General features: G+C 73.6%; 9 protein-coding genes and 2 riboswitches. Of the genes, 5 read left to right on the top strand and 4 right to left on the bottom strand.

Annotated elements, in window-relative coordinates; all coding sequences use genetic code 11:
• The 5 genes from ABZ914_RS38255 to ABZ914_RS38235 form a co-directional block, all read left to right on the top strand.
• Nucleotides 1-261 (top strand): hypothetical protein (locus tag ABZ914_RS38255; RefSeq protein WP_500199328.1); only part of this gene is annotated, 261 nt, incomplete at its 5' end.
• 126 nt (nt 262-387) lie between these two features.
• Nucleotides 388-483: riboswitch (glycine riboswitch) on the top strand.
• Between the two features lie 4 nt (nt 484-487).
• Nucleotides 488-587: riboswitch (glycine riboswitch) on the top strand.
• Nucleotides 588-660: 73 nt separating this feature from the next.
• Nucleotides 661-1,755 (top strand): glycine cleavage system aminomethyltransferase GcvT, encoded by a 1,095-nt coding sequence (gcvT, locus tag ABZ914_RS38250; protein ID WP_500199327.1) that lies wholly within the window; start codon nt 661-663, stop codon nt 1,753-1,755.
• A gap of 61 nt (nt 1,756-1,816) precedes the next feature.
• A complete protein-coding gene (gene gcvH / locus ABZ914_RS38245) occupies nt 1,817-2,206 on the top strand; it encodes a glycine cleavage system protein GcvH (protein ID WP_173099099.1) in 390 nt (129 codons plus the stop codon).
• Nucleotide 2,207: 1 nt separating this feature from the next.
• Nucleotides 2,208-3,464 (top strand): serine hydroxymethyltransferase, encoded by a 1,257-nt coding sequence (gene glyA, locus ABZ914_RS38240; protein ID WP_433239693.1) that lies wholly within the window; start codon nt 2,208-2,210, stop codon nt 3,462-3,464.
• Between the two features lie 64 nt (nt 3,465-3,528).
• Nucleotides 3,529-4,902, top strand: a complete 1,374-nt coding sequence (locus ABZ914_RS38235; protein ID WP_190868282.1) for an L-serine ammonia-lyase — start codon at nt 3,529-3,531, stop codon at nt 4,900-4,902.
• A gap of 85 nt (nt 4,903-4,987) precedes the next feature.
• Here ABZ914_RS38235 and ABZ914_RS38230 read toward each other — a convergent pair whose 3' ends face one another.
• From ABZ914_RS38230 to ABZ914_RS38215, 4 genes are all read right to left on the bottom strand, one after another.
• Nucleotides 4,988-6,631, bottom strand: a complete 1,644-nt coding sequence (locus ABZ914_RS38230) for a serine/threonine-protein kinase (protein WP_500199326.1) — start codon at nt 6,629-6,631, stop codon at nt 4,988-4,990.
• Nucleotides 6,632-6,687: 56 nt separating this feature from the next.
• The gene (locus ABZ914_RS38225; protein ID WP_190868280.1) at nt 6,688-7,134 is read right to left on the bottom strand and encodes a winged helix-turn-helix transcriptional regulator; all 447 of its coding nucleotides are present in this window, start codon (nt 7,132-7,134) and stop codon (nt 6,688-6,690) included.
• A 92-nt stretch (nt 7,135-7,226) separates the two neighbouring features.
• Nucleotides 7,227-8,390, bottom strand: a complete 1,164-nt coding sequence (locus ABZ914_RS38220) for a thiolase family protein (protein WP_500199324.1) — start codon at nt 8,388-8,390, stop codon at nt 7,227-7,229.
• A gap of 87 nt (nt 8,391-8,477) precedes the next feature.
• Nucleotides 8,478-10,208, bottom strand: coding sequence for an MFS transporter (locus ABZ914_RS38215; protein WP_500199323.1), 1,731 nt, complete (start codon nt 10,206-10,208; stop codon nt 8,478-8,480).
• Nucleotides 10,209-10,458 lie beyond the last annotated feature (250 nt).

The following is a 10,458-nucleotide window of genomic DNA, read 5'->3' as shown; positions in this document are numbered from 1 at the left end:
GCGGCGTCGTCCGCGCCGCCGGGGGGTTCCGGGGCGTCCGGCGCCTCGAAGGGCACGGGGGCCGTGCCCACCGCCCCCGGCGGGAACGGGACGGCGCAGGCCGCGCAGAAGTTCAACGACTGCGTGCGCAAGCACGGGATCACGATGCCCAGCCCGCACCCGAGCTCGACGCCGTCGAAGGCCGAGCTGGCCAAGATCAAGGCGGCGCTGCAGGCGTGCGTGAAGGCGATGTCCGGCACCCCCGCCGCCACGCCGAAGTAGCGGCCGCCCGGCGGCCCGGGAGGGCGGCTCGGCCGGAGCACGCGCCGCCTCCGGCCGCGCCGCCGGCCCGGCACGGCGGCCGCTGGTCGCACGGCGTTGCCGCTGCTAGCCTGGGCGCGACGCCGTTGATCCCGTGCGGGAGAGTTCCACGCAGCCGGCGTGGGACGCCGAAGGAGCAAATCCTCCCCGGAACCTCTCAGGCCCACGGACCGCACGGACCAGGCGACCTCTGGAAAGCGGGGACCCCGTCCCCCGCCGAAGGTGAAAGCCCGCGCCGCGTCCCGTACGGGGCGGCGGGTGAAGCTCTCAGGCGCCGATGACAGAGGGGGAGGCACCGATACGCCCGGTGCGCGAGTGGGACGATGGACCACGCGCGCCCGCGACGAAGGAGCCGAACCGATGTCCGCCGACCCGACCCCGAAGAAGACGCCGCTGCACGACGTCCACCAGGACCTCGGCGCGAACCTCGTCGATTTCGCCGGCTACCTGATGCCGCTGCGCTACCGGAGCGAGACCGCCGAGCACCAGGCCGTCCGCACCGGCGCGGGGCTGTTCGACCTGTCCCACATGGGAGAGATCTTCCTGTCCGGCCCCGGCGCCGCCGACGCGCTGGACCACGCGCTGGTCGGCAACCTGTCGCCGATGGCGGTGGGCAAGGCCCGGTACACGATGATCTGCGACCCGGACGGCGGCGTCCTCGACGACCTGATCGTCTACCGGCTCGCGGACGAGACCTGGATGGTGGTGGCGAACGCGGCGAACGTCGCGGTGGTGCGGGACGCGCTCACCGAGCGGGCGGCGGGCTTCGAGGCCGCCGTCGACGACCGCTCCGACGCCTACGCGCTGATCGCGCTCCAGGGCCCGCGCTCGCAGGAGATCCTCGAAGGGTTCACCGGCGCGCCGCTCGCCGACCTGCGCTACTACGCGATCCTCGCCGACCGCGTCGCCGGCGTGGACGCCCTGATCGCCCGCACCGGCTACACCGGCGAGGACGGCTTCGAGCTGTTCGTGGACGCCGCCGACGCCGTCGCGCTGTGGAAGGCGCTCGCGGCGGTCGACGGGGTCGTGCCCGCCGGGCTCTCCGCGCGCGACACGCTCCGCCTGGAGGCCGGGATGCCGCTGTACGGCAACGAGCTGACCCGGGAGACGACCCCGTTCGAGGCCGGCCTCGGCCGTGTGGTCAAACTGGACAAGGCGGTCGACTTCGTCGGGAAGGCGGCCCTGGCGGCGCAGGCGCAGACCCCCGCGGGCCGTAGGCTCGTGGGACTGGTGGCGCGCGGGCGTCGCGCGCCCCGGAAGGGGTACCAGGTCGTCGCGCCGGACGGCACGCCGTGCGGCGTGGTGACCAGCGGCGCCCCGTCGCCCACACTGGGCACGCCGATCGCCATGGCCTACCTCGACAGCGGCGTCGAGGAGGCCGGCCTCGCGGTGGACGTGCGCGGCAGGCAGGAGCCGGTCGACGTGGTCGCCCTGCCGTTCTACAAGCGTTCCTGAAACACAGTCGTCCGGGGGTGTGGGGGCCCGGCCCCCACATGGGAAGAGAGAGAAAAAGATCGTGAGCGTTCCGGAGCAGCTCCGCTACAGCGAAGAGCACGAGTGGGTGGCCGGCCTGGGTGGCGAGGACGGCATCGTCACGGTCGGCATCACCGCGCACGCCGCCGACGCGCTCGGCGAGATCGTCTACCTCGAGCTGCAGCCCTCCGAGGGCGACGCCGTCGAGGCCGGCGAGCCGTGCGGGGAGATCGAGTCGACCAAGTCGGTCAGCGACCTGTACTCGCCGGTCAGCGGCGAGATCACCGCGATCAACAGCGCGGTGGTGGACGAGCCCAAGGTGATCAACGACGACCCGTACGGCGAGGGCTGGATCTTCAAGGTGCGGATCTCCGACGAGCCGGGCGACCTGCTGGACGCCGAGTCCTACGACAAGCTGATCGAGGAGAGCTGACGTGGGTCTGTACGACTCCCTCGCCGCGGCGGACCCCGAGGTCGCCGAGGCGGTGGACGCCGAGCTGCGCCGCCAGCAGTCCACCCTCGAGATGATCGCGTCGGAGAACTTCGCGCCGGTGTCGGTGCTGGAGGCGCAGGGCTCCGTCCTGACCAACAAGTACGCCGAGGGGTACCCGGGCAAGCGGTACTACGGCGGCTGCGAGTTCGTCGACGTCACCGAGCAGCTGGCGATCGACCGCGCCAAGTCGCTGTTCGGCGCCGAGCACGCCAACGTGCAGCCGCACAGCGGCGCGCAAGCCAACACCGCGGTCTACTTCGCGCTGCTGCAGCACGGCGACACGATCCTCGGCCTCGACCTCGCGCACGGCGGGCACCTCACCCACGGGATGCGGCTGAACTACTCCGGCAAGGTGCTGAACGTGGTGCCCTACCACGTCCGCGCCGAGGACGGCCTGGTCGACATGGACGAGGTCGCCTCCCTCGCCGCCGAGCACCGGCCGAAGATGATCGTGGCGGGCTGGTCGGCGTACCCGCGGCAGCTCGACTTCGCCGCGTTCCGGGAGATCGCCGACTCGGTGGGCGCGCTGCTCATGGTGGACATGGCGCACTTCGCGGGGCTCGTCGCGGCGGGGCTGCACCCGTCGCCCGTCCCGTACGCGGACATCGTCACCACCACGACGCACAAGACGCTCGGCGGCCCGCGCGGCGGCCTGATCCTCGCCCGCGAGGAGTACGGCAAGAAGATCAACTCGGCGGTGTTCCCGGGCATGCAGGGCGGCCCGCTGGAGCACGTGATCGCCGCCAAGGCGGTCGCGCTGAAGATCGCCGCGTCGGACGAGTTCAAGGCCCGGCAGGCCGTCACCGTCGAGGGCGCGAAGATCCTCGCGGAGCGGCTGCTCGCCGAGGACTCGGCGAAGGCCGGCGTGAAGGTGCTCACCGGCGGCACGGACGTGCACCTCGTCCTGGTCGACCTGGTGGACTCCGAGCTCACCGGCCGCGACGCCGAGGACCGGCTGCACGAGATCGGCATCACCGTCAACCGGAACGCGGTCCCGAACGACCCGCGCCCGCCGATGGTGACGTCCGGCCTGCGGATCGGCACGCCGGCCCTGGCGACCCGCGGCTTCACCGCCGAGGACTTCGCCGAGGTCGCCGACGTCATCGCGCTGGCGCTGCAGCCGTCTTTCGACGCCGGCGCGCTGTCGGCCCGGGTGAAGGCCCTCGCCGACAAGCACCCGCTGTACCCCGACCTGTAACTCCCTCGCGCCCCCTTCCCCCTCAGGGCGGGAGGGGGGCGCGCGCTACGACGAGGTAGCACCCATGGCCATCAGCGTTTTCGACCTCTTCAAGATCGGTATCGGCCCGTCGTCCTCGCACACGGGCGGCCCCATGGCGGCGGCCCACCGCTTCGCCCGCGGCCTGCGCCGGGACGGCCTGCTGGAGCGGACCGCGTCCGTCCAGGCGGTCCTCTACGGCTCCCTCGGCCTCACCGGGAAGGGGCACGGGTCCGACAAGGCCGTCATCCTCGGCCTCGAAGGCGACAAGCCCGAGACCGTCGACGTCGACACGGTGGACGAGCGGCTCGCCGCGATCCGCGAGCGCAAGTCCCTCCGCCTGTTCGGCTCGCACGACGTGCCCTTCGCCGTCGGCGAGCACCTGGTCTTCGAGCGCAAGGAATCGCTGCCCGGCCACCCCAACGGGATGCGGTTCACCGCGTTCGACGCGTCCGGCGACGAACTGCGCTCCAAGGTGTACTACTCGGTCGGCGGCGGCTTCATCGTGGACGAGAACGCCACGGGCGCCGACCGCATCAAGCCGGACGACACCGTCCTGCCGCACCGGTTCGACACCGCCGCCGAGCTCCTCGACCGCTGCCGCGAGACGGGCCTGTCCATCTCGGCGCTCATGCTGGAGAACGAGAAGGCGTTCGGCCGCACCGAGGAGGAGATCCGCGAGGGGCTCCTGACGCTGTGGGACGTCATGCGGGCCTGCGTCACCCGCGGCTGCACCCGCGAGGGCCTCCTGCCGGGCGGCCTGAAGGTGCGGCGGCGCGCCCCGCAGCTGCACCGCCAGCTGTCGGCGGAGCAGGCGTCCGACCCGCTGCACGCGATGGACTGGGTCACGCTCTTCGCGCTCGCCGTCAACGAGGAGAACGCCGCCGGCGGGCGCATCGTCACCGCCCCGACCAACGGCGCCGCCGGCATCATCCCGGCCGTCCTGCACTACCACGACCGGTTCGTGCGCGGCGGCGACGACCAGAGCGCCGTCCGGTTCCTGCTCACCGCCGGCGCGATCGGCGTGCTGTTCAAGCAGAACGCCTCGATCTCCGGCGCCGAGGTCGGCTGCCAGGGCGAGGTCGGCTCCGCCTGCTCGATGGCCGCCGCCGGGCTCACCGAGGTCCTCGGCGGCACCCCCGAGCAGGTGGAGAACGCCGCGGAGATCGGCATCGAGCACAACCTCGGCCTGACCTGCGACCCCGTCGGCGGCCTCGTCCAGGTCCCCTGCATCGAGCGCAACGCGGTCGGCGCCATCAAGGCCATCAGCGCCGCCCGCATCTCGCTGCGCGGCGACGGCCGCCACTTCGTCTCCCTCGACAAGGCGATCAAGACCATGCGCGACACCGGCCGCGACATGCTCGACAAGTACAAGGAGACCTCGCGCGGCGGCCTCGCCGTCAACGTCATCGAGTGCTGAGGAGCGGCCGCGTCTCGCCGGGGGGCGCGGGCCTGGTCCGCCGGCCGCGCGGGTCGCGCCGTGGGCCACAGGGGTGCGCCGTGGGCTACAGGGCCTTGTCGAGGGCCAGGTCGGCGGCGCGGCGCAGTGCCTGGCGGTAGCGGTCGCCGATGGTCGGCGCGGAGCAGGAGGCCATCGCGATGATGTTGCCCTTGCGCGCCACGACCTCGGCCCACGAACTGCTGGTGACGCCCTCGCAGCTCTCCTCGCCCACGCCGCCGCCGGTGACGGGCGCCGAGGTGCAACCGAAGCTCGAACCGCCATGCAACGCCTTGCGCGCGTCCTCGATCCCCTTGTGCGGGTCGTCGCGGTTGTAGAGGTTCAGCTGGATCTGGAAGGTGTCCGTCGGCGGGAAGAGGTCCGTGCCGAACGCGCAGAGCCTCCACTCCCCGTACTGGTCGGCGCTGTTCCGCGGGATGCGCTTGCCCTTCGCGGCGCCCATGTCGGCCAGGACCCGCTTCCCCGCGCTCGAGTCGTAGATCGAGCACATGTCCGCCGGGAGGGACGACACGGCGGCGGGCCTCTCGTGGCGCAGCACCTGCCGCACCACGAAGACGCCGCCCGCCACCAGGGCCGCGACGACCGGCAGCGCGATGGCGGCCGTCAGCCACGGCCAGATCCGGCGGCGGCGCGCTTCGCCCGGAGGAAGGCCCGGCTGCGGCCAGCCCGGCGGTGCCGTCCACGGCGCCTGCTGCGGCATGGTGCCGGCGAGCCCGGAGGCGAGAGACGGCGACGCGGGAGGCGGCGCCTCGGGCGGAAGAGGCACGGACGCGTGAGGCAGCGGCGCGGGCGCGGGCACGGACGACGCGGGCGGCACGGACGACGCGGGCGCCGGCGGCGCGGGCGCGGGTGCGGACGACGCGGCGGCCGGGAGCGTGTCGACGGGCTGCCAGGCGGTCCGCGCCGTCAGGCGGGAGATCACCTCCGCCGCCGTCGGCCGCTCGGCGGGGTCCTTGGCGAGGCAGGACGCGACCAGGTCGCGCAGCCACCCGTCCAGGCCGGACAGGTCCGGGTCCTCGCTGAGGATCTGGTGGAACAGCGCCTGCACGCCGTCCCGCGCGAACGCCGGATGCCCGGTCGCGGCGAAGACCATCGTCGCGCCCCAGGAGAACACGTCCGCCGCGGCCGTGGCGGGGCGGCCCTCGATCTGCTCGGGCGCCATGTACGCCGGCGTCCCGATCGGGCCCCTGGTCAGCGAGGATGTGACGTCCACCTCGCGCGCGATCCCGAAGTCGATGACCCGCGGGCCGTCCGGGCCGAGCAGCACGTTGTGCGGCTTGAAGTCCCGGTGCACCACCCCCGCGGAGTGGACGGCGGCGAGCGCGGTCGCCGTGTCGATGGCCAGCCGCTCCAGCGCCGCGCCCCGCCGCGGCCCCTCGGCCTTCACCGCGTCCTGCAGCGACGGGCCGTCCACGTACTCGCTGACCACGTAGGCGGAGGCCGGATCCAGCCGGACGTCGAGGACGCGCACCGTGCAGAAGGGCGCGACCCGCCGGGCCGTCTCGACCTCCCGGCCCAGCCGCCGCAGCGCCTCCTCGTCCAGCCCGCGCAGCACCTTGACCGCGACCGGCTCGCCGCCGGCCCCGCGCCCGAGGTAGACGACGCCCTGCCCGCCCTCGCCGAGCCGCCCCTCGATCTCCCAGGAGCCGACGTGCGTCGGATCACCGGCTCTCAACGGCATCGCGGACATCTCGCACCTTCCTGAAGATGTCCACTCTTCTATCGCATTCCGCCGTCTTTCCGGGGTCAGGACGTCAGCGCGCCCCGCCCCGTCGGCGAGTGGGCCCCGGGACGCGCCTCGTTGCCGCAGTGCCGGCAGATCACCATCGGGCTGAGGGTCTCGCCGCAGGAGTGCTGCCAGCGGACCGGCGGGTCGTCGGGGTGCAGGTGCCGGTCGCCCCACGCCATCAGGACGATCAGCACGTCGCACAGCTCCCGCCCCGCCGCCGTGAGGTGGTACTCGTAGCGGACGGGGTGGTCGCTGTAGCGCTCGCGGCGGACGATCCCGTTCGCCTCGAGCTTGCGGAGCCGGGTCGTAAGGATGTCGCGGGCCGCCCCGGTGTTGCGGGCGATCTGGTCGAACCGGCGGACGCCGTAGCTGAGCTCCCGGATCGCGAGCAGCGTCCAGCGCTCGCCGACGATGTCGAGGGTGTCGGCGATGGAGCACTCGCGGGGATGGGCGTCCTTCGGCATACCGGAAGCCTAGCCGCCGGTTCCGAACGCCCCGCCGGTCACGATCGGCCCGCCGGTCACGTTCGGCCCGCCCGCCACGTTCGGTCGGCCGGTCACAGGCGCTCGACGATCGTCGCGTTGGCGAGGCCGCCGGCCTCGCACATCGTCTGGAGGCCGTAGCGCCCGCCGCGGTCCTCCAGGGCGTGCAGCAGCGTCGTCATGATGCGGGCGCCGCTCGCGCCGAGCGGGTGGCCGATGGCGATCGCGCCGCCGCGGACGTTGACGCGCGCGAGGTCGGCGCCGGTCTCGCGCTGCCAGGCGAGCACGACCGGGGAGAACGCCTCGTTCACCTCGAACAGGTCGATGTCGTCCAGGGTCAGGCCGCCCCTGGCCAGTACCTTCTCCGTCGCGGGGATGATCGCCGTCAGCATCAGCAGCGGGTCGTCGCCGGTGACCGCGAACGCGTGGAACCGGGCGCGGGGGCGCAGGCCGAGCCGCTCCGCCACGTCCGCGCCCATGACCAGGACGGCGGCGGCGCCGTCGTTGATCGGGGACGCGTTCCCGGCGGTGACCTTCCATCCGATCTCGGGGAACCGCGCCGCCGTCCGCTCGTCGTAGTAGGCGGGCCTGAGACCGGCGAGGATCTCCGGTGACGTGCCGGGCCGGACGGTCTCGTCGCGCTGCCCGGTCCAGGCGACCTCGCGGTCGAACTCGCCGTTCTTCCACGCCTCGGCGGCGCGGCGGTGCGACTCGTAGGCGTAGGCGTCGAGCTCCTCGCGGGACAGGTCCCACTTCGCGGCGATGAGCTCGGCGCTGATGCCCTGCCCGACGAGGCCGTCCGGGTACCGCTCCTTGAGCATCGGGCCGAACGGGTCGCTGCCGGGCAGCACGCTCGACCCCATCGGCACCCGCGACATCGACTCCACGCCGCACGCGATCGCGATGTCGTACGCGCCGCTCTGCACGCCCTGCGCGGCGATGTGCAGCGCCTGCTGGGACGAGCCGCACTGCCGGTCGACGGTCATGCCCGGCACGGTCTCGGGGAACCCGGCCGCCAGGACGGCGGTCCGGGTGATGTTGAGGGCCTGGTCGCCGGCCTGGGTGACGACGCCGCCGATCACGTCGTCCACCTGCGCGGGGTCGATCCCGGACCGTTCGACGAGCGTCCTCAGCGTCCGCGCCAGCAGGTCGGCCGGATGGTCGGCGTGCAGCGCGCCGCCCGGCTTGCCCTTGCCGACCGGCGTGCGCACCGCTTCCACGATCACCGCGTCCCGCATGACCACCTCCGTTGTGTTCTCCAACTTACTGCCCAGTATCCGCCCAGCGAGTTGGAAAACACAACCTACTGGGCAGCGTGCCGCCCCTCACATTTCCTCCACCTGGACGGATCCGCCGGAGTCGCCAGGCGGGGCGGCAGCCGAGGGGCGGGGGCGGCGGACCAGGAGGCAGGCGGCGGCCGTCGCGAGGGTCGCAAGGAGGACCAGCCGCCAGCCGTCGTCGAACGCGCCCGCCCCGCCCGGCGCGGCGTCCGAGCCCAGCGCGGCGATCAGCATCGCGACGCCGAGGACGGTGCCGATCTGCCGCGCCATCGTGACCATGCCGGAACCGGTCGAGAAGTCCCGGGGCGGCAGCGCGGACACCGCCGCACCCACGAGGGTGGGGAGGGCCAGCCCGACGCCGACGCCGGTGAGCAGCATCCCGGGCAGCATGCCGGCGGCGTAACCGTCGTCCGGGGTCATCATCCACGTCCACCACGCGATCCCCGCCGCGAAGGCCGCGCAGCCGGCGATCGCGATGGGGGCCGCGCCGGTGCGCCGGGCCAGCGGGCCCGCGCCGACGGCGAGGCCCGGGACCATCAGCGGGCCGGGCGCGATCGCGAGGCCCGTCCGCAGCGCGGACCAGTGCCAGACCTGCCGGCACCACAGGACCGCCGAGAGCAGCATCGCGGCGAACGCGACCGCGAAGAGCAGGTTCGCCACGGACGCCGGGGCGAAGCCCGGGACCCGGAGCAGCCGCAGCGGCAGCACCGGCTCGGGATGCCGCGCCGACCGGTGCACGAACAGCACCAGCAGGACCGCCGCCGCCACCAGCGTCCCGATGACGCCTCCGGAGCCCCAGCCCCAGTCGTTGCTCTTGACCAGCGCGAGCGCGAGCGCGGCGATGCCCGCCGTCAGCAGCCCCGCCCCAGCAAGATCAGGCCGCCCCGCCCGCGCGGCCAGCGCCCCACCTTGGGCCGGCGCACCACCCTGCCCCAGCGCACCGCCCTGGTCCGGCGCACCACCTTGACCCAGCGCACCACCTTGACCCAGCGAGCCGCCTTGGCCCGGGGCGCCGCCTTCGGCCAGCGCACCGCTATGGCCCAGCGCACCACCTTGACCCAGCGCACCACCTTGACCCAGCGAGCCGCCATGACCCGGGGCGCCGCCATGGCCCAGCGCACCACCCTTACCCAGCGCACCACCCTGGGCCAGCGCGCCGCCATGGTCAGGCGCACCGCCCTGGGCCAGCGCACCACCTTCGGCCGGCGCGGCGCCTTGGGTCGGGGCGGCGCCTTGGGTCGGCGTGCGGACGACGCGCGGGCCGGCCAGCAGCACGGCGATGCCGGCGGGAACGTTGACGATGAACACCCAGCGCCAGTCGAGCTGGGTGAGCAGGCCGCCGGCGACGGGGCCGAGCGCGGCGGCGAGGCCGCTCATCGCGGTCCATGCGCGGACGGCGGCGAGCCGGCGTGCGGGCGGCGCGGCGGCGACGAGCAGCGCGAGCGAGGACGGGGTCAGGAACGCGGCGCCCGCCGCCTGGACGGCGCGCGCCCCGACCAGGGACCAGACATTCGGCGCCACCGCGCACAGCGCGGACGCGACGGTGAAGACGGCGATGCCGCCCAGGTAGGCCCGCTTGGGCCCGGTGCGATCGGCGAACCGTCCGGCGGGAACGAGCAGCGCGGCGAACACGACCGCGTAGGCGTTGAGGATCCACGACAGGGACGACAGCGACGCCCCGGTGAAGTGCCGCCCGACGTCGGGGAGCGCGACGTTGACGATGAAGACGTCCAGGTTGGCCATCGCGACACCGGCCGCCACGACGGCGAAGACCACACCGAACCGCCCCGCAGCCGGTGAAGCCGGTGCGGGGTTCGGCCGAGGCGAGGTCGGAGTCGAGGGCGAGGTTGAGGTCGGAGTCGGGGTCGGAGGTGGAGTCGGGGGCGGGGTTGGGCGGGGTGGGGGTGAGGGGGTGGCGGCCGGCATGGCTCTCCTAGTGAGTTGTGTTTTTCAAAAAAACACCCGCGCCACGAGGGTAAAAACAAAACACCTTTAGCGAGGGGGAAGGGCGCCCCCAGAAATAACC

Source organism: Spirillospora sp. NPDC046719, from assembly GCF_040645715.1.
GTDB lineage: Bacteria > Actinomycetota > Actinomycetes > Streptosporangiales > Streptosporangiaceae > Spirillospora.
Note: the sequence above shows the minus strand (reverse complement) of the source record. Positions and strands in the feature narration are given on the sequence as shown.